At 36.6% G+C, this 20,729-nt stretch carries 14 protein-coding genes; all 14 read right to left on the bottom strand.

What is annotated here, in order from left to right; all coding sequences use genetic code 11:
- Window position 1 precedes the first annotated feature (1 nt).
- On the bottom strand, window positions 2–1,360 hold the full coding sequence (locus tag FRZ67_RS15060; protein WP_147190709.1) for a hypothetical protein: 1,359 nt from the start codon (window positions 1,358–1,360) through the stop codon (window positions 2–4).
- Between the two features lie 285 nt (window positions 1,361–1,645).
- Window positions 1,646–2,743, bottom strand: coding sequence for a GDP-mannose 4,6-dehydratase (gene gmd / locus FRZ67_RS15055; protein WP_147190707.1), 1,098 nt, complete (start codon window positions 2,741–2,743; stop codon window positions 1,646–1,648).
- A gap of 147 nt (window positions 2,744–2,890) precedes the next feature.
- Complete coding sequence (gene fcl, locus FRZ67_RS15050; protein ID WP_147190705.1) at window positions 2,891–3,838, bottom strand: GDP-L-fucose synthase; 948 nt, start codon at window positions 3,836–3,838, stop codon at window positions 2,891–2,893.
- 223 nt (window positions 3,839–4,061) lie between these two features.
- Window positions 4,062–6,431, bottom strand: a complete 2,370-nt coding sequence (locus tag FRZ67_RS15045; RefSeq protein ID WP_147190703.1) for a GumC family protein — start codon at window positions 6,429–6,431, stop codon at window positions 4,062–4,064.
- Between the two features lie 26 nt (window positions 6,432–6,457).
- On the bottom strand, window positions 6,458–7,201 hold the full coding sequence (locus FRZ67_RS15040) for a polysaccharide biosynthesis/export family protein (RefSeq protein ID WP_225975351.1): 744 nt from the start codon (window positions 7,199–7,201) through the stop codon (window positions 6,458–6,460).
- A gap of 448 nt (window positions 7,202–7,649) precedes the next feature.
- Window positions 7,650–8,960, bottom strand: a complete 1,311-nt coding sequence (locus tag FRZ67_RS23645; RefSeq protein WP_225975350.1) for a sugar transferase — start codon at window positions 8,958–8,960, stop codon at window positions 7,650–7,652.
- Between the two features lie 386 nt (window positions 8,961–9,346).
- Window positions 9,347–12,064: a methionine synthase gene (gene metH / locus FRZ67_RS15030; RefSeq protein WP_147190695.1), complete on the bottom strand. Its 2,718-nt coding sequence runs from the start codon at window positions 12,062–12,064 to the stop codon at window positions 9,347–9,349.
- An 18-nt stretch (window positions 12,065–12,082) separates the two neighbouring features.
- Window positions 12,083–13,096, bottom strand: coding sequence for a homocysteine S-methyltransferase family protein (locus FRZ67_RS15025; RefSeq protein WP_147190692.1), 1,014 nt, complete (start codon window positions 13,094–13,096; stop codon window positions 12,083–12,085).
- Between the two features lie 387 nt (window positions 13,097–13,483).
- A complete protein-coding gene (locus FRZ67_RS15020) occupies window positions 13,484–14,251 on the bottom strand; it encodes a LytR/AlgR family response regulator transcription factor (RefSeq protein ID WP_147190689.1) in 768 nt (255 codons plus the stop codon).
- Window positions 14,248–17,121 (bottom strand): sensor histidine kinase, encoded by a 2,874-nt coding sequence (locus FRZ67_RS15015; RefSeq protein ID WP_147190687.1) that lies wholly within the window; start codon window positions 17,119–17,121, stop codon window positions 14,248–14,250. Before FRZ67_RS15015 ends, FRZ67_RS15020 begins: the two co-directional genes overlap by 4 nt.
- Window positions 17,121–17,684, bottom strand: a complete 564-nt coding sequence (locus FRZ67_RS15010) for a YceI family protein (protein WP_225975349.1) — start codon at window positions 17,682–17,684, stop codon at window positions 17,121–17,123. Before FRZ67_RS15010 ends, FRZ67_RS15015 begins: the two co-directional genes overlap by 1 nt.
- 258 nt (window positions 17,685–17,942) lie before the next feature.
- Window positions 17,943–19,733: a DUF5777 family beta-barrel protein gene (locus FRZ67_RS15005; RefSeq protein WP_147190682.1), complete on the bottom strand. Its 1,791-nt coding sequence runs from the start codon at window positions 19,731–19,733 to the stop codon at window positions 17,943–17,945.
- Window positions 19,734–19,757: 24 nt separating this feature from the next.
- The gene (locus FRZ67_RS15000) at window positions 19,758–20,303 is read right to left on the bottom strand and encodes a YceI family protein (protein ID WP_158638377.1); all 546 of its coding nucleotides are present in this window, start codon (window positions 20,301–20,303) and stop codon (window positions 19,758–19,760) included.
- 25 nt (window positions 20,304–20,328) lie between these two features.
- On the bottom strand, window positions 20,329–20,718 hold the full coding sequence (locus FRZ67_RS14995; protein ID WP_147190677.1) for a hypothetical protein: 390 nt from the start codon (window positions 20,716–20,718) through the stop codon (window positions 20,329–20,331).
- Between the last annotated feature and the right edge of the window lie 11 nt (window positions 20,719–20,729).

Here is a 20,729-nt window from a genome sequence, read left to right as displayed (position 1 = left end):
CTTATTGCCGCAAAGAATAATTTTTGACCGAATGATAAGATGTTTCGATATATAAATTCCTTTTTGCTTTCCTTTTTTGAAACCAGTTCAGCATATAACCCAAAATAATTCCTATTATAAGATAACGAAAGCAATTTCTCACGGGATATCCCTGCATCTTAAAGAAAAACAAAAAGGCAGGAGAGAGTAGCAGCATGCCAAGCAAATTATATCGTGCAACAATTTTATTGCAATATCTCACTGCGAAATATAAAAAAAAGATGGCAAAGAGAAAGAACCCTGCTCCAAGGAAATATGTCTCACCTATAAAACCTACCGGTGCGTAAGGACTAAGTAAAAGCCTGTTCTTATCTTCTAGTTTGTCGTTATACCCGTCGATACTTGATATTAAAGGAGAAAAGACAAGCATCTTATATTTCAGATCAAATGACACATCTTTAGTTTCAAACTTCTTCAATGACAAGCTTAGGTTCCATCCACTAGAAAAAGCAGTAGTAGCAATTTTTGGAAAAAGTAAAGCCGCACCTTCAATTCCATTTCTTATATTACCCGATATTGCTGCGATACCTTGTGTATTGCGATTTGCCGCGTTTCTTCCATACAATACACCTATATAAAGCAGTAGCGTTAGCAATAAGCATGCACTTATAGAAATTACAGATCTAATACTTTTAGGTTTATAGAGAAATGGTAAAGCTGATACAACTATCAATGGTGCCCACCGCGAATTGCCTGCTACTTTTAATAGTAAATAATACAGAAAGAAAGGAATTAGTAATGTTCCCATAATATATCTGCCGCTTTTATACATCAACAGAGAAAGTATAAGAACAAGTATAGCAATGATGCCTGCAGCAAAATGTATGATGCTTGCAATAGGGGGAAGATTTAATTCATCAGGATTACCTAATAATAAATATTGATTATTCTGCCATAGTATTTTAGTATCTAAATTACTGAAATGATAGAGCGTCATTGCCAAAAGTCCAACAAACAGTATATAAAAAAAACGAAGTGTTTTTTCATTGGCAGGAAAATATTGTTTGTTTAATATTTCTGTAATTTTTCCACTAACCTTGTTTGCTTTTTCATTCCCCGTTTCTACCTGGTTTACTTTTAATTTATACATAGAAAGAAAACACATCACCATATACAACTGGTGTATAAGATAAACTCTATAGTCATATTCAAACTTGGTGTAAACACCTATTTTAAAACCATTTGCCAGCTCAGGATATATTGAAAAATAATAGTACACTGTTTGGCCAACCATAAGAACAGAGGAAAAGAAAAGTCCGGGCATTAATAAATAGGCATCAAAGTTTTTCTTTGCATACCTGAATGTAAAAACATATATCATTAATGACAGAAAGAACATCTATGCTTTCGAATATTGTAATTGAAAAATAATACTTATCAAATATTATAAACCCGTCTTTAGTTTTTTAATTAAACTTTCGTTGCGTCGCACACTTGTACGCTTTGTTATTAATTTATCAGAATTTTATAATTTCGTCCGATCTAAACTTACTTCACCAATTGCTGATTTACGTAAAAAAGTACAAGAGTGCGACGCAACAAAGCTTCTATTAAAAACTTTTGATGGTAACCAAAAACGATTTTGAAAATTTTCTTAGAAAATACATCACCCTATAAGATGCTCAAACTGCGTTTTATTTTTTTGTTTAAAAACTTCAATATCTGCAGTAACCATTTCTTTTACCAACTGATCAAGTGTGCACTCAGGCTCCCATCCTAATTTTTGTTTTGATTTGGAAGGATCGCCAATCAACAGATCTACTTCTGTTGGCCTGAAATAAGCGGGGTCTACCGCTACAACACAAGTGCCTGTTTCCAATGGAAAATCTGCATGTGTGCTTGCAGCAACATAACCTTTTTCATTAACGCCACTTCCCCGAAACTCAAGCTGCACACCAATTTCGGCAAAAGCCATTTTTACAAATTCTCTTACCGGTGTAGTTATGCCTGTTGCTATTACAAAATCTTCCGGTTCGTCTTGTTGTAATATTAACCACATAGCCTTTACATAATCCCGTGCATGACCCCAATCGCGGCGTGCATCAAGATTTCCGAGAAATAGCGTTTTTTGCAAACCCAATGCAATAGCCGCAACTGCTCTCGTTATCTTACGTGTTACAAATGTCTCTCCACGCAAAGGACTTTCATGATTAAATAAAATGCCATTGCAGGCAAACATCTTGTATGCCTCACGATAATTTACTGTTATCCAGTAAGCGTATAATTTAGCCACAGCATAAGGGCTGCGTGGATAAAAAGGCGTTGTTTCTTTTTGCGGTACTTCCTGTACCAGTCCATATAACTCAGAAGTGCTTGCCTGGTAAATACGTGTTTTTTTCTCAAGGCCAAGTAAACGCACAGCTTCCAATATGCGTAGGGTGCCTATGCCATCTGCATTGGCAGTATATTCAGGTATATCAAAACTTACTTTTACATGGCTCATAGCAGCAAGATTGTATATCTCATCAGGCTGCACTTCCTGTATAATGCGTATAAGATTGGTACTGTCTGTCATATCACCATAATGCAGGCGAAAGCGTACACCCTGTTCATGCGGATCCTGGTATAAATGATCTATTCGTTCTGTATTAATAAGAGAAGCACGGCGTTTTATACCATGCACCATATAACCTTTTTCAAGCAGGAGTTCCGAAAGATATGCACCATCCTGTCCGTTCACGCCTGTAATTAATGCTGTCTTCATTTGCTTATTTTTATAACTATAATTAAGATCAGTATTATTTTAAAAAGTATTTATTGTCTATACTTTATTACTGCTATTATGCATTTGTTGCGTCGCACACTGCAGCAGCAGTAGTATCTTCAACAAAACGCAGTCAACAATAAACAATCAATTAGCCATATTTTCAACTGATTGTTTACTTAGAAAATCTTCATATGCAAGCTTTATGCCTTCTTTAAGTGTTGTATGATATTTCCACCCAAGTGTATTCAATTTAGAAACATCCATTAGTTTGCGTGGAGTGCCATCCGGCTTGGATGCATCAAATACGATCTCTCCTTCAAATCCAACAGTTGATCTTACCATCTCTGCCAAGTCTTTGATAGTAAGGTCTTCACCTGTACCAATATTTACAAATTGTTTTTCACTGTAATTTTTCATTAAGAAAATGCAGGCTTCTGCAAGATCATCTGCATATAAGAATTCACGCATTGGCGTACCCGAACCCCAAACTGTAACAAAAGCCTCGTCGTTTTCTTTTGCTTCATGAAACTTGCGTATCAAGGCAGGCAGTACATGAGAATTTTGGGGATGATAGTTATCTCCAATACCATACAAATTGGTTGGCATGGCGCTTATAAAATTACATCCATACTGATCTCTGTACGCTTCACATAATTTAATACCGGTGATCTTTGCTATTGCATAAGGTTCATTAGTAGCTTCTAAAAAACCAGAAAGCAGGTATTCTTCTTTTAATGGTTGCGGCGCAAGTTTCGGGTAAATGCATGAGCTTCCCAGGAACATTAATTTTTTTACTCCGTTTATATAAGCTGCATGAATAATGTTTGTTTCGATCATCAGGTTATCATACAGAAATTCTGCACGATAGGTATTATTGGCCATTATACCACCAACCTTTGCAGCAGCAAGAAATACATAAGCAGGTTTTTCCTGTTCAAAAAATTCCATTACTGCCGCCTGGCTTCGGAGATCGAGCTCTTTTGATGTACGTGTAAGCAGGTTTGTATATTCAAGTTTTTCCAGGCAACGTTTTAGTGCCCCGCCTACCATACCTCTGTGTCCTGCTATATATATTTTATCGTCTTTCTGCATAGTTTCTGAGTTATTCTTACAACTATTATTTTAGTTTTTAAAGTTTCAGAAGGCAATAAAATCGTAAGCTCATTTAAGGATCAGTACTTACAAAATCTGCTCTTTATTTTATACGAGCTGATCAGCGATTGGGTTGTATAAGTTGCGTGCATATTCTTTAGTACAAGAGTGCGACGCAAGAAAAGTTCAATTGAAATACGAAAGCCTGGCTCATAAAAAATTCTTAGCTTTTAAACCCAAACCATTTTTTCTTCGATTTCTTTTCAGCCTCGGTATAACCATAGCCATAACCGTAACTGTAACCATAGCCGTACCTGTAAGATGAGCCTTTTTTTACATCGTTAACCACGAGATAAAGATTAGAAAGACGCTCATGCTCAAGCAGGTCGTTTATAATATCGAGATTATGTTTCAATGTGTAATACTGCCTTATTACGTAAAGATTAATATCACTATACTTTGATAATATTTGAGCGTCTGTAACGGCGCCAATCGGTGGTGTATCGAGTATAATAATATCAAACTCTTCATCAAGTTGTGCAAACAGATCACGCATTTTATCAGACATGAGTAATTCAGCCGGATTGGGTGGGATAGGTCCCGAACTCATAAGAAAAAGGTTATCTTTTTGAGGCACGGGTTTTATAAAGTCCTGATAAGGTTTGTTTGAAATAATATAATTAGATAAACCGGTATTATTAGGCATGTTAAGCATAGAAGAAAGTTTGGGCTTTCTAAGATCGAGCTCCATTAGTAAAACCTTTTTGCCACTATAGGCATATAACATACCAAGATTAGATGCGATAAATGATTTGCCTTCTCCTGTCATGGAAGATGTTATAAGTACATGTGCAGGTTTTTTGTTGGCTATAAGAAAATCCATGTTGGTACGGAACATTCGGAATTGTTCTGCAATTACAGAACGGCCTTCCGTATCCGGTGATAATACACCTTGCTTATCGCTATGCCCGATTTCAGCTAAAATAGTAGCATGAGTAGTATTAGTGATATCTTCTCTTGCCAAAACTTTTGTATTGAAAAGCTGTTTAAAAATAATAAAACCAGTAGGAACAATTAGCGCCACAAGCACACTTAAAGCAAGTATTACAGGCTTATTGGGAAAATATGGAAGAAAATCGGCTCTTGGTTTTTCAATAATAGCAGCGCTTGACATATTTGAGGCCTTGGTAATTGCTGTTTCTTCTTTCTTTTGTAACAGGTAAAGATAAAGCGCCTGCTTTACATCTCTCTCACGGGAAAGATTTACATATTCGCGCTCCTGTGCAGGTACGTCGTATACTTTACTTCCTAATAAATTGTTTTCTTTAACTATTCTGTCTCTACCTATTTCAATTGTTTTTTGCTGGTTCTGAAGACTTTTTACAATATCATTTCTAAGTGTTGTGATTTGATTTGTTATATTTTGCGCTATGGGGTTTCCTTCTTTTACAGAAAGTAACACCCTGCTTTTTTGTATAATCAGGTTATTGTATTCCTGTACAAGGCCAAGGAAAGTGGGATCGTCTGTAAGTAATGCAGGAACAGGACGGTCGTTATTGCTTTCGTTCACTATATAGCCAAGCATAGTTTTTACTACGCTTAACTGCACGTCAAGCTCATTAAGCTTTGCATAATATGTACTGCCATTATCAATCAAAGCCTTTGATTGCTCTGTAATATCTGCGATCTTATTAGATTGTTTGAAATGCTGAATATCCGTTTCTATAAGACCCAGTTCTTTTGAAACAATATTTATACGACTGTTTACAAAAGCGATTGTACTATCTGATATTTGGTTTTTTTCATTAAGATTTCTATTGATATAGGAGGTGATAAGATTTTGTAACATATCTTCTCCTTTCTTAGGGACATTGGTATTATAAGAAAGAAAAATGACCGTAGTCTCTTTGTCTTTAATATCAATACTGAGGTTCTTTTGGATTGCATCAATTACAGCATCCACTGAATTCAATGAAAGTATGTAACTATTACTTTGAAAAGGCATTCCTGAACGTGTAAGAGTTAGCTTACCAGTCGGGATATTTAATACATCACCGAATTTTGCTGTATAGCTTGTATCACCAATATTAATAGTAAAGCTATTATCTTTATTCTGTTGTGGAAATGTAAGATATATGGTTGTGGCAAGTATCGTATCTACAGAAGGTTGAAAATTTACTGTGAAAGGTGCTTTTTGATAGACCTCCACATCTCTTATATCGCCCTTATTATAACAAACCACATTTAGATTCATTTCTTTCACTACTTTTTCAAGCAGATCTTTAGTTTGTAATATAGCAAGCTCGTTATAAACGTTATTTTGCACGTCAAATAAATCCCCAAAATCACTCATAAGGTCCGAAGAAGGAAAGGAAGAAGAGCTTGCTCCCTGATCTTCCTGTACCAGCACCTGAGCATTAACTTCATACAATGGCGTTGAGTATCTTATATACATTAATCCAAGAAAAACAAAAAAGATTATAGCAATAACATAGAATTTCCAATATCCGAGAAAGCGGCCGATAAGTTTTTTTACATCGAATTCGTCTTCCTTTTTTTGAAACCCCTGTTTATGATTCATATTATTATTCATCCGGATCGGATTTTTCAAATTATTTATTATTTTCCAATACGTGTTACAAGAACAAGCAAAATTGTTAATGCAGAAGCTGCAAGTGTAATATTCCTGTTTCTTATCGCATCTACACTGGCAATTTTGTATTTGCTTGGTTCTACATACACAATGTCGTTAGGTTGTAAATAGAAGTAAGGGGAGCTTACTATATCCTTTGAATTAAGGTTTAGTCTTATCATCTGCTTATCACCAAGTGTATCACGCAACAACAATACATTTTCTCTTTTTCCAAATATGGTAAGATCACCTGCCATTCCTAGTGCATCAAACAGATTTATTTTCTCGTTCGGTGCAATGTAAGAGGCCGGCCTGTTAACCTCTCCAAGCACGGTGATTTTAAAATTTGCAAATCGCACATTTACCACAGGGTTATTAAAATATTTATTGGCTTCTTTTTTTATAAGATTATGAGCTTCAGATGTGGTTAGTCCGGCCAATTTTATTTCTCCGATAAACGGAAGTTCAACATTTCCCGCTTTGTCCACTAAATAACCGGCAATCGCTGATTGATTAGGTGTGCCTGGTGTTGTGGAGCTACCTGCTACAGGTAAACTACTGTTTCCACCATTAACCCCATTATTATTATTCAGCAAATTTGTTATGTCATTATCAATTGTTTGGATAGTAATCGATAAAATATCATCAGACTGAATAACCGGCGTTTTAAAAGGAATTGTTTTAATAATTGCAGGCTTTGCTGTATCCGGGAAATCCTGAAAATAAGGCACATTTTTATATGTGATACAGGACTGGAAAAAAAACATTGACAGAAAAAGTATGCATGATACAGGAAGAACAACTTTTTTTATTTGCATTGGACAATTAATAGGTAAAATAAAAATTATAATAATTACGAATTCTCAATATTTTATGCCTTCTGACCAAGAAGGCTGTGGGCAAAAAAGATAATAAAATACATGCCATATTTGTTCAAAAAGAGCTTCTATCCAAAAAATCATTAAGTCTTACTAACCACAACAATTGAGATATTATCTATCAAACAATCCTATTAGTTATCAAAAAGCATTAAAGCATTTTGATACCCTTGCTTTGAAAAGGCTTGTTAAGTAATTTTGCAATTCAGCTTTTCCTGCGTGCGAAACATGACCAGTTGAATGTTTCGCGAAAATAGCATGTTTTTGAGTGTGTAGGTTATTTTTCGTAATTCTTTATTGATTAGTAAGCACGGCTCTTATCATTAAATATCTTTATTAAAGTCAAAAAAATAATTTTTATATCCAGCCATAGGTTGCCATTTTCTGTATACCATAAATCATGATACACTCTTTCCTCCATAAATCGTATATCTGCTGTTTCACCTCTGTATCCTTTAACCTGGGCCCATCCTGTCAATCCCTGCCTTACGGTTAGCCTTTTCATATAATTATCAATTCTGGCCCCATAAAATTCAGTATGTAAAAGCATATGCGGCCTTGGGCCAACAATACTCATTTCTCCCTTAAGTACATTAATAAACTGAGGGAACTCATCAATACTTGTCTTTCTTAAAAATGCACCTATTGCTGTAACTCTGCTATCACCTTTTGTAGCTTGTAATTCATCGCTGCTTTCATTTACATGCATGCTTCTGAATTTATAACACCAAAAAGGTCTATTATTACGCCCCGATCTAAGTTGCCTGAACAATACAGGCCCGCGGCTTTCCATTTTAATTAACAGGCCTATTAATGGTACCATCCATGAAAGAAAAAATACAATTACAAATAAACTCACAATTATGTCAAACAACCTTTTTAATAATCTATTGATCACTTTCTTTACTGCTAAGTCACCTTTGATTCCAATGTTATATGGGTTTAAATATTGTTTGCCAACAGCAATTCTATCACCAAGGTTTACCCTATCAAATGTATATTCCGCATTTTCTAATACTTCATCTATTTGAATTTCACCATTTATCGAAACCCTGCTTATCTTAGATATATCTCCTTTTGAATTATAAAGAAGTGTATTCATTTTTTTATTTTCAAATCCCGAAATAGATGGTTGAAAATTGCTGTCATAGAACTCATTGCCAAAATAATCTTTTAGTCTACTGATTATTTTAGGTTCAGGCCGTTCCCTGTCTTTTTTATATAATATTAATAACAGTATTTTTTTTAATGCTTTTCCAAAAAAATGCAACAACAAAACCGATAAACTAAATACACCATAAATAATCAAAAAGAACTTCCGGTTCATCCCAGGTATCCAGAAGATTGAATTAAGTAAATAAAAAGAAATAAGCTGAAATAGTAAAGCCTCGGCTTTTTTTGAAACAAAAAGAGCTCCATTATTTTTAAAGTAATTGAAGATCATAAATAATAGGAACCACATAGTATTAACCAATAATAATAATGGGATAAGGTAAGCGCCAGGATCGTGAGGAAATGAAATAAAAATTAACCCAGTTAAGGCCACATTAACGATGATATTATTAACAGCAGATTCGAAAAAATATAAGGTGTAATGTTTATCAAGGTTCATAAGATAAATTTTGGATTCACTTAAAAATTTTGTAAAACAACTTTTCATAGCTGAAAATCACAAAAATTTAAGTCCTATAACGCTTCAAAAATATATTATTATATCCAAACAAGACATCATATTTTTTAACTTAATCTATTTTATATTACTACAATTTGATTATTAAATACTTATGAATAAATTAAGGTTTTTATTAACCCGAAAATTGCAGGTTTAGTTCTACCCGACTGCAGCAAATATATCATCACCTCTTGCGTCGCACTCTTGTACCGAAGAATGCATTTCTGCAAAAACCGCTCATTCATAATTGCTGATAAATGTTCCGATAGTACAAGTGAGTGACACAACAGGCGGCGCTATGAAAAATTGCAGCAGGTAAGAAAAAATTATTCCAGATTAGGTCTTAACCAACGATTGGCCTCTTCATTATTCCAGCCTTTACGTTTGGCATAATCCTCCAACTGATCTTTGGCTATTTTGCCCACACCAAAATACTGGCTCCGGGGGTGGCTGAAATACCAGCCACAAACACTGGCCGCCGGATACATTGCCAATGATTCGGTTAGTTGTATACCTGTATTCTCGGTTGCGTTGAGCAAATTAAAAAGCTTGTATTTTTCTGTATGATCCGGGCAAGCGGGGTAGCCCGGTGCAGGGCGAATGCCTGTATATTTTTCTTTAATAAGGTCTTCATTGCTAAGCTGTTCATCTTTTACATAACCCCAATATTCTTTACGTACTTTTTGATGCAGGCATTCAGCAAAAGCTTCCGCAAAGCGATCGCATAAAGCCTGCAACATGATCTTATTGTAATCATCATGCTGCGCCTCAAACTTTTTGATATGGGGTTCTATTCCTTTGATCGTAACTGCAAATGCACCGATATGATCATGTGAAGTTTCAAGTGGAGAAATAAAATCTGCCAGTGATAAATTGGGTTGATCAGCGGCTTTCTTTATTTGTTGCCTTAATGATTCAAGTTTTACCCTTGACTTTTCAGTCTTCACTTCTATTGTGTCTGGTGCTGTGCGTACTGCTTCCCAAAAGCCGATGACACCTGTTGCTGTCAACCATTTTTCCTGAATGAGATTATCCAATAATGCATTGGCATCATTATACAATTTAGTAGCTTCCTTACCTACTACTTTATCAGTAAGAATTTCAGGAAAGTTGCCATGCATTTCCCATGCTATGAAGAAAGGTTTCCAGTCTATATAGTTGCGTAATTCTGTTAATGGAAAATCATCAAACACTTTTGTACCTGTAAAAGATGGAGCAGGTGCTTTATAATTCTCCCAATCTATTTTTACTGCATTGTTTGCTGCATCTGTATAAGACAAATATTGCTTAACAGATTTTTTGTTATCAAACCCTTCTTTCAATTTAACGTACTCGTTGCGGATATCATCAAGGAATTGCACTTTCTGTTCTTTGCTTAATAAAGAGCCCGCTACAGTTACACTTCTTGAGGCGTCTAATACATGCACTACACCATTATCATATTGTGGTGCAATCTTTACTGCAGTATGCATACGGGAAGTGGTTGCACCACCGATCAACAATGGCTGGTTCATATTGCGTCGCTTCATCTCGTGAGCTATATGTACCATTTCATCAAGCGAAGGAGTGATCAACCCACTCAACCCAATAATATCAACATTTTCTTTTACAGCAGTATCCAGTATTTTATCAGCGGACACCATTACGCCAAGATCGAGGATATCGTAACCGTTACAACCCAATACAACGCCAACAATGTTTTTACCAATGTCGTGTACATCACCTTTAACAGTGGCAAGCAATACTTTGGCAGCACCTGCGCCTTCTTCATTTTTTGTGCCGTCTGCAATATGTTTTAGTCTGCGTTCTTCTTTTTCTGCCTCAATATAGGGTGTTAGTATAGCCACTGATTTCTTCATAACCCTGGCGCTTTTTACCACTTGCGGCAGGAACATTTTTCCGGACCCAAAAAGGTCACCTACCACATTCATCCCATCCATTAATGGACCTTCAATAACTTCAAGTGGCTTACTATATTTCTGCCTGGCTTCCTCTGTGTCTGCATCAATATAATCGGTAATGCCATTTACTAATGAATGTGTTAAACGCTCCTCCACACTACCATTGCGCCACGCTTCATCTTTTACCGTTTCTTTTCCTTTTGCTTTTACTGTTTCTGCAAAAGCAATCAGTTTTTCTGTAGCCTCATTATTATCATTATTTCGGTTAAGTAACACATCTTCACAAAGATCTCTTAGTTGTGGTTCTATTTCATCATACACTACAAGCTGCCCTGCATTTACAATACCCATGTCCATGCCCGCTTTAATGGCATAATAGAGAAATACACTGTGTATGGCTTCACGCACATGATCATTACCACGGAATGAAAAAGATACATTACTTACACCACCGCTTACTTTGGTAAGTGGCATTAATTTTTTGATCTCTCTTGTTGCTTCTATAAAATCAACTGCGTAGTTGTTGTGTTCTTCAATACCCGTGGCTATTGCAAAAATGTTCGGGTCAAAAATAATATCCTGCGGTGCAAAGCCCACCTTCTCTGTAAGTATTTTATAAGCGCGGTGACATATCTCCACTTTACGCTTTTTTGTATCAGCCTGCCCTACTTCATCAAAAGCCATAACTATAACTGCAGCACCATATGCCTGGCATGTATATGCCTGTTGTATAAATTTCTCTTCTCCTTCTTTCATAGAGATAGAGTTAACTATACATTTGCCCTGCACACATTTCAACCCTGCCTCTATGATCTCAAACTTCGAAGAGTCGATCATGATCGGAATCTTTGCAATATCTGGTTCGCTTTGCAGAAGGTTGAGAAAGGTGGTCATAGCCTGCACACCGTCTAATAGCGCATCATCCATGTTTACATCTAATACCTGTGCACCATTCTCTACCTGTTGCCTTGCAACACTCAATGCTTCTTCATACTTATTCTCACGAATAAGCCTTGCAAATTTTTTAGAACCAGTAACATTGGTTCGCTCACCAACATTTACAAAATTCATTTCCGGACGAATAACCAATGGCTCCAGCCCTGATAATCTTAAGTAAGGTTTTATAGACACCGTTTCGCTCATAAAATAAAAATCTCTTATTTAATATACTTCCTCAACAACAGGCAATTGCCTTGGCTCAAATTGTTTCACATGCTCTGCAATATGTTTAATGTGATCAGGCGTAGTACCGCAGCAGCCACCAACAATATTTACAAAACCTTCCCGTGCCCACTCTTCTAAGAAATGCGCAGTTTGTTCTGGTTGCTCATCATATTCACCCATTGCATTGGGCAAGCCTGCATTAGGGTAAGCAGACACATAACAAGGTGCTATCTGCGACAACTCTTCTATATGTCCACGCATTTCTTTTGCGCCCAATGCACAGTTCAAACCAACACTTAATGGTTTTGCATGTGCTATGGATGTATAAAAAGCTTCCAGGGTTTGACCGCTTAATGTTCTGCCACTGGCATCAGTAATTGTTCCGCTGATCATAACAGGCAATTCTGGCTTGCCTGTTTCCCTGAAATATTTTTTGATGGCGTAAATTGCTCCTTTTGCATTGAGTGTGTCAAAGATGGTTTCTATCAGCAACACATCTACGCCACCATCTACAAGACCACGTACCTGTTCATAATACGCCTCAACAACTTCATCAAAAGTTACGGAACGATAACCCGGGTTATTTACATCCGGTGAAAGACTTAATGTTTTATTCAACGGGCCGATAGCACCCGCCACAAACCTTGGTTTAGATGGATCTTTTGCAGTGAATTCATCTGCTGCTTTACGTGCAATTTTCGCACCGGCAACATTCATTTCGTATGCAAAAGGTTGCAGGTCATAATCTGCCTGTGCGATCTTTGTTGCAGCAAACGTATTGGTCTCAATAATATCTGCACCTGCTTCAAGATACAACTTGTGTATGCCTTCAATTATTTGTGGCTGGGTAAGATTCATCAGGTCGCTGTTGTTCTTAACATCTTTATGCCAGTCTTTAAATCTTTCACCGCGGTAAGTTGCTTCTGTGGGTTTATGACGTTGTATCATGGTACCCATTGCACCATCGATGATTAGAATCCTTTCTTTTAAACAATCTTTGATCGACTTCATATCACACTAATTTTTTTGAGCCAGGCATTTGTATTGCTATGATACTTCCGTTGCGTCGCACTCTTGTACTGAAGAATAGTTTCAGCAGTTTACAGGTTTACAAGTTCACAAGTTTGATAAGTAACAAACAACATATAAACTTTTTGAAACACGTAAACGCGTAAACTTGTTCAATAATGTTCCGAACGTACAAGTGAGTGACACAACAGGCGATACCATAAGCATTACTGCAGGCCAACAAAATATTACTGTACTGATTAAACGTTGGGAAACCGTTAAGTGGAGTTTCTGTGGCGTTTATTAGTTCAGATTTTTTGCAGGCCGAACAATAAACAAATCTGCCTGAAGTGGCTGCAAGTTAATGCAGATATGAATGCTACACAAATTCTATTCTCCTGCCAGCCAGGATTTGAATGCAGCAGAGCGTTCTGTGCTAACAATGGTTTCAAATTTTGATGGCGGATTAAGTTTAATAAGCACCCTTGATTTTGAGTAGCTGACCATTTCTGTAATGGAGTTGTAACCAATGATAAACTGGCGGTTGATGCGGAAGAAACTTTTTGGGTTAATGAGTGTTTCAAGCTCATCGAGGTTATGATCTACAGGATATCTTTTACCATCTTTCATAACGGCATAGTTGGCTTTGTTCTCTGTATAGAAATAAGCTATGTCCTGTGTTTCGATTGTCTTGATATGCTCTCCAAAGCGAATGATGAACCGCTCTTTATAGTTTGCAGCAGGTTGCCTGAAAGACATAAGCATTTTTTCAATATCAATATTATTATTTGCTTTGCTGGCATGCATTTTTCTAAACTTGGCAATTGCTTCTGTAAGGTCTTCCTTCTTAACCGGCTTAAGCAGGTAATGGATACTGTTGTGTTTAAATGCTTCCAGTGCATACTGATCGTAAGCTGTAATGAAAATAACCGGGCAATCCAGTTTTACCTGCTTAAATATTTCGAAGCTGGAACCATCGGCAAGATGTATATCTGCAAAAACAAGATCCGGGTGCTGGTTATTTTTGAACCAGTTTACTGCAGCATTTATGCTTACAATAATATCAGTGATTGCAGCATCTGGCATAAGTTCTGCAAGAAGTTTTTGCAATCGTTTTGAAGCGGCTACTTCATCTTCAATAATTAAGACCTTGATCATACGGGAGTTTTTAATAACGGTATTTTTACAGTAAAATATTGCTCGTCTTTTTCAACAATAACAGACTTGCGTGAAATAAGCGCATAACGTTTCTGAATATTCTGCAACCCCATACGGCTTCCTTTCTCTTCCTGTAATTTTTTTGAAACGCTGTTCCTTACAACGAGATATTCATTTTGATCTACGAAAAGCTCTATTATAAGGGGTTTCTCAAGTGAAACAACATTATGCTTAATTGCATTTTCAATAAGTAACTGTAAAGCAAGCGGTGTTATATAAAACGCTTTTTCCTGCTGTTCTGTTATCTTATTGTTTACCTGAATTGCCTGCCCATATCGCTTTTTTTGAATAAATGCATAATCATCCAGTATAGACATTTCTTCCTGTAATAAAATCAGATCTTTCTCACGGTTCATAACTATACTCCGGTAAAAGTCAGATAGCTTTTCTACATAAGTAACTGCCTTTTCAGGGTCTTCTTCTATCTCTGAGATGAGTGTATTAAAACTATTGAAAAGAAAGTGAGGGTTGATCTGGCTGCGTAATGTTTCCAGTTGTGAACGTATTTTTTCCCTTTCCAGTTTATTGAATTTATTAATAGCTCTTTCCCTGTTCTTAATAATAAGAAAAATAATACCAACCACTAAAGCAATACAAAACAGGATAAACCAGACATTGGTCCAGAATGGTCTTTCGATTGAAAACATGAAGCTCGCTTCAGGTGCTGCAGAAAAATTATTATTGAGTGATACCCTTACACGAAACGTATAATTGGCTGGTGGCAACTGAGGAAAATTCTTGGTTTTATCCTTTGTATCAACCCAATCTTTATCGTAACCTTCCAGTTTGTATTGATACATTACTTTTCCAGGTTGTGAATAATACAAGCCGTCATAATGAAAGCTGATAGTATTCTCGTCATAATCAAAACTGTGGCCACTTTGCACCTGTACATCATGAAGGAACAATTGCACATTATCTATCAGGATCGTTGGTTGCAAGGCAGTATGATAAGAAGAATGATACCTGCAAATAGTACTGTCGGATATAAAATAAAGATTACCTTCTCCATCCGTTGTATAAGCATTGAAATCTGTGTTAATATTACCAATGCCCTGTTCATCATCTACAAAAGTAATTGCACCTGTTTTGGCATTTATAATGTCAAGCTTATCCCGGTGTAATACAATGATGTTATCTCTTGCAGTTGCAAGGCCTGTAATATTCATATCACTCAGGCCTTGTGCAGTAGTATAATTATACCATGAGTTACCATTGTATTTTACTATACCATTTCTATACGTTGAATACCAAATATTACTGAACGCATCTTCTACGATGCGGTAAACAACATTCCCAAATTTTGATGTCTGTTGCTGCAGGCTTGTAAATTTCTCCTTGTCAAAAAGTGTTAGCCCCTTACCATCGGTAGCAAACCAGGCGCGGCCTTTACTGTCGGGAAGAATATAATTTATATAATTACTGCCTATATCTTCAATACCAGTATAATTGGTATATCTGAAAAAATCATTACTGATCTTTGCGCAAACAATTCCTTCAAAACCAGAAATCCATATTGTACTATCCCTACCGGAAATAGATATAATATTGCTATTCACCAGCAGGCTGTCCTCTTTTACCACACTTTGCTTTCCGGTAAAAGGATCTAACAAAACAATTCCTTTACCAAGGGTTCCTATCCATATAATACCACGTTTATCCTGGTACAGGCAACTAATATCCGTATTACCAAGATTTTTGATGGGATAATTTTTTTGTTGCCAGTTGTTTCCTTCACGAAAAATAGCTGAAACATTATTACCCGCATTAAACCAAATACTTTTATCGGCGGCATACAACAGGCTGTGCACTTTTTCCACTGCTGTTTTAGGTAAGTTGTACAATGTCTCAATAGTTGATCCGGCAGTCCTCATCAGGAAATTATCTCCCGATGCCCAGACATTATTTTCCCTGTCTCTAAGCAGGCAGTTTATTTTCTTAAGATGCTCTTCTTTGTAAGATAAGGTTGTAAGGTTGTTATGTTCATCATGGTCATAAACAATCATTCCATTGTCTTCTGTGGCTATAAAAACCTGCGAGGAAGTTGTAACAATATCGTTTACCTGCCCATAGGGCCACTTAGTTGTTGCAGTTTGCGTGGTCATGGTTTTGTCCAGACAAATAACACCTGCATCCTGCATACCGAGCCATGAAAAAGAATTGGATGTTTCAAAAATGCAACGTAGAATATTATCAGGCAGTCCATCTTTGGAGGAATATACTTTTACATTTTTTTTATTGCCTGAAAGCGAAATAATATTAAGCCCCCTGTCTGTAGCAGCGCTTATTGTGCCGTTGATAGTAACAGCAATATCATAAACATAATTATCGCTTAGGCCATCATCTTCATTTATATTATACATGCGTTTGTTGCGCAGATAATACACGCCTTCCCCTGCCGTTGCCATCCAAACAATATTATTCTTATCAACAATTATTTTTTTAATAGCTTTTGTAGGATGGCCTTCTTCAAATACAAGCGGTAGTATTTTGTTGTTTTTTACCAAACCAAGCTTTCCATCTTCAAAACCTACCCAAAGCTGGTTATTATAAACTTCACTTATTGTTGTTACAGCGGCAGGTGTATCAATAGCATACTTGAAAAAATCCAGGCCGTCAAACCTGTACAGACCTTTGGTTGTACCTGCAAGAATATAACCCTGCTTGTTTTGATACAGTGAGAGTATTTTAGGTTCATCGCCTTCGGGGCCGCTAATAGCAAATATTCTTTTGCCGGTGCTTTGTGCATGTAATGAAAAGGCAATGGCTGTAAGTGCAAAGACAGTAATATATATTCTTATTCCAAACATTAGCGGGGTTCAAGTATAGTATTTACTTCTACTTTAATTTCATTTGCCAGTTTTTTATACACCACAATAGGTATGGGGATGTTATGATCACTTAATAACACACTAAAATTACCTTTGATCGTAATCTTTTTATTTTTTACACTCACGTTCGTTTTTATAATTCTTTCCTGCGCTACACCATGAATGGTAAGCAAACCTTTGGCCCTTACTTCATACTCACCGTCTTTATTAAGATCTACTTCTTCTATTATTTTGCCGCTAAATGAAGCCTGTGGAAACCTGTCGGACTCCATATAATTCTCATTAAAATGTTCTTTCTGCAAAGGGCTGTTAAAGCCCTGGAACGATCTTATGTTTATCTTGAAAGAGAATGTTCTTTTATCATTATCAAGCAAGCCTGCTAACTGATCAGACGAAGCCCTGATCAATTCAAGAGGCGCTTCTGAACTAAAAGATATTTTACCACTTACCGTTTGATAAATAGATTGTGCCTGCACAAAACCAAAGCAACCGGTTAGCAGGAACAAAAAAGTTATGACAGCATATTTATTCGTTGATCTCAAAAACATAACGCAGTTTACACATAATTTCCCGTTTAGTGTATGATTTGCATTATGTAAACGTTTTTTTGCAGTTGAGATTGCTATTGCTGCTGCCTGCAATGCAGCACAGGAGTGCGACGCAACAGAAGTTTAACAGCATTACTAAGGCCCGGTTCATTATTGTATTTCTTTAAATACCAGCTGCAGTTTTTTTATAGCCGCGTCCCTTGCGTCGCAAGCACTTCATCTGTATCTGTTTTGGCTACAAAAAGTGCTGAATTATTCATTAACGCTTTTGGCTTTTTTTACTACGAATACCCTGGAAATATTAAAACCGAAATGAATATCGCCTTTGTTCCAGCGGCCTGTGGTTTCTGCAATAAAGGTCCGGTCAGTCATGCCGGTAGAATTTGTAACATGCAACTGGAATACATGGCCGCCTGTTTCAATTTCATAGCCAATAGAAAATGAATTATAAGTACCAGGTAACTGGTGGCCAGGCAATTGGTAATAGTATTCGAAGGTAAGGTATGTGCTTGGTGTAACCCTTACTCTTGCACCAGCACCAAGTGCATATACATCATTTGAAATATTTGCGGCAGGTGCTACATTGTAATGTATGACTGTAGGCATTAACTGCAAGGAAAATGGTTTGCCAAATTTGCGTGCAAGTATTGCCTGGAAAGAATAAGAATACCTGTCGGATGCGTTTATTTTTATTGAATCGGAAGCGTCGCTTTTAAGTGTTTTTAGATTTACAGATGAAGCAAGTGTTAGGGATAGTGGTATTGTGCGCTTGCCTTCTGATTGCCATAATAAACGATACTTAAGCATCCCATCATATTGCTTTTCAAAAGTACTTCTGCCAAACCCAATGGCCAACCTGTTAGTAATACCATATTCAAACCCTATGCGCATAGATGCAGCATCTAAGCCAAAAGCATTATAAAAACCAGAGTTTAGTGTGCCAAAACGATGCAGTATAATAAAATTAAGTATACCCTTTTGTGTCGTTTCTATACTCTGCCCGTTTATAATATGCGTACCGGCAAAGGTGCTCTGCACAAAATACACTTTAGAAGAATCAGGTGTTTCATTTGGTGTATAGGTACCTGCATGCTTATCATTTTTGGCTGAAGTCGCATTCAGATCAGGCAACTCTCTTCGCTTTGTATTTATATTGAAGACCCTTGAAATATTGAAACCGAAATGTATGTCGCCAGCATTCCAACTGCCTGTTGTTTCATTAATAAATGTTGGCTCCGTCATACCGGTAGAATTGGTAACATGCAACTGGAATACATGGCCGCCGGTTTCTACTTCGTAACCCAAAGAAAAAGAATTATGTGTATTTGGAAATCTGCTGTTAGGCAACTGGTAATAATATTCAGCCGTTATGCTGGAACGTTTTGTAAGTTTAAGTCTTGCCCCTGCTCCTATAGAGTAAAAATCATTGGGCATATTGTCTGTTGGTACTATATTATAATGTACAAGAGTGGGCATTAATTGCATAGAAAAACTACTGCTAAATTTTCTGGCTATCAATGCCTGGAATGCAAAGCTGTACCTGTCAGACGCATTTCTCTTTAAAGAATCTGTTGCATCTGCGTTCTTTATTGTTTTGAGTATGGATGATGCAACCAGTGTTACGGACAAGGGAATATTTCTTTTACCGCTAGACTGCCATAATAAACGATACTTAAGAAAAGCATCATACTGCTTTTCAAAAGAACTTCTGCCACCACCAACAGTAAGCCTTTTTGTAACGCCGTAATCGCCACCGATACGTACACTTGCCTGGTCAAGACCAAATAATTGGTAAGGACCCTGGTTAAGTGTTCCAAAACGATGTGATATTTTGAGATCAAAAACACCCGGCTGTGTTGTTTCTACAGAATGCCCGTTAATAAGCCTGCTTGTTTTAAAAGTTGCATCTGTGTATTGTATTTCACTTTTGGTTTTCTTGCTCATTTCTGCATCAAGCAAAGAATCAAGATTTACATCCTGCGCAAATACATGCACGCAGGTAAAAACACTTAAAAATATGATCAGACTTTTTATACGGTACATACTTATTACATTATACTTTACACACTATCTTTTATCGTACTGACAGTTAACTGTGACCTGAATTTCGTCAGCAATTTTTTTCTGCATAAAAGATTCCCCTACTATATGAAAGTCGAGTCTTTTTACACTAAAGTTTGCTTGTGCAATTACCTTACCATTGCTTACAGTAATAACACCTTTTGCAGCAACTGGCTTTGTTACATCCTTAATGGTAAGATTACCTTCAACCGTTACATCGTAAGCACCATCCTTTGTAAAATTAACGGCTGACAAATTCGTGATCTTGCCTGAGAATGAAGCTTTGGGATATTGCTCGCTGTTCATATAATCGCTGTTATTAAAATGATCCTCCATTGCCTGTTTCGGGAAATGAAAACTTTTAATAGCTATTTTGAATTCTATTGAACCTGTTGTTGTGTTTAACAGGCTTACTACTTCATTATTACTACCCTTTATATCTTCAACCGAAGTGTGTGAAAACAAACTAACATTCCCATTTCGTGTAAGGTAATCCTGTGCATTAGCGTAGTGGCCCATTAAAAGACAAATTATAAGGCATATTTTTTTCATAGTAGTAACTATTAATTGATAGTGCTTAATTCTCAGGAGCACCGGCATTTATCCAGGCACTGAATTTATTAATATTGCAATCAGACAATTTTGCGCCGCTCTGTGGCATAGGTAAAGCAAGAATACCATCCTGTTTTATAGAAGATAAAAGCTTTCCGTTTGACGCTGCTGTTTTAATCGTATTATAGTCTTCAAGGTTATAATTACCACCAAATGAGGACGCATTTGCACTGCTATGGCAACTAAAACAACTTACTGACATAATATTATTGAGATCAGTACTGAGTTGCACATTAGTAGTATCGCAGCTTTTACTGCTAGGATATACCAGTGATGCTTTATCGTAGTAACAACTTGTATAAATTAATATACATGAAAGCACAGCAACGAAATATAAAACATACTTTCTCATCATAACACTCTTTT

Source organism: Panacibacter ginsenosidivorans (assembly GCF_007971225.1).
Classification (GTDB): Bacteria; Bacteroidota; Bacteroidia; order Chitinophagales; family Chitinophagaceae; genus Panacibacter; species Panacibacter ginsenosidivorans.
The sequence above is the reverse complement of the archived record's forward strand: the minus strand, read 5'-3'. Positions and strand labels throughout refer to the sequence as shown.

Coding starts and splice junctions, on each gene's coding strand:
- gmd (WP_147190707.1), bottom strand. CDS start 2,743: ATGAAGACAGCATTAATTACAGGCGTGAACGGACAGGATGGTGCATAT.
- FRZ67_RS15045 (WP_147190703.1), bottom strand. CDS start 6,431: ATGAATAATAATATGAATCATAAACAGGGGTTTCAAAAAAAGGAAGAC.
- FRZ67_RS15060 (WP_147190709.1), bottom strand. CDS start 1,360: ATGATATATGTTTTTACATTCAGGTATGCAAAGAAAAACTTTGATGCC.
- FRZ67_RS14995 (WP_147190677.1), bottom strand. CDS start 20,718: ATGATGAGAAAGTATGTTTTATATTTCGTTGCTGTGCTTTCATGTATA.
- FRZ67_RS15005 (WP_147190682.1), bottom strand. CDS start 19,733: ATGTACCGTATAAAAAGTCTGATCATATTTTTAAGTGTTTTTACCTGC.
- metH (WP_147190695.1), bottom strand. CDS start 12,064: ATGAGCGAAACGGTGTCTATAAAACCTTACTTAAGATTATCAGGGCTG.
- FRZ67_RS15020 (WP_147190689.1), bottom strand. CDS start 14,251: ATGATCAAGGTCTTAATTATTGAAGATGAAGTAGCCGCTTCAAAACGA.
- FRZ67_RS23645 (WP_225975350.1), bottom strand. CDS start 8,960: ATGAACCTTGATAAACATTACACCTTATATTTTTTCGAATCTGCTGTT.
- fcl (WP_147190705.1), bottom strand. CDS start 3,838: ATGCAGAAAGACGATAAAATATATATAGCAGGACACAGAGGTATGGTA.
- FRZ67_RS15015 (WP_147190687.1), bottom strand. CDS start 17,121: ATGTTTGGAATAAGAATATATATTACTGTCTTTGCACTTACAGCCATT.
- FRZ67_RS15025 (WP_147190692.1), bottom strand. CDS start 13,096: ATGAAGTCGATCAAAGATTGTTTAAAAGAAAGGATTCTAATCATCGAT.
- FRZ67_RS15000 (WP_158638377.1), bottom strand. CDS start 20,303: ATGAAAAAAATATGCCTTATAATTTGTCTTTTAATGGGCCACTACGCT.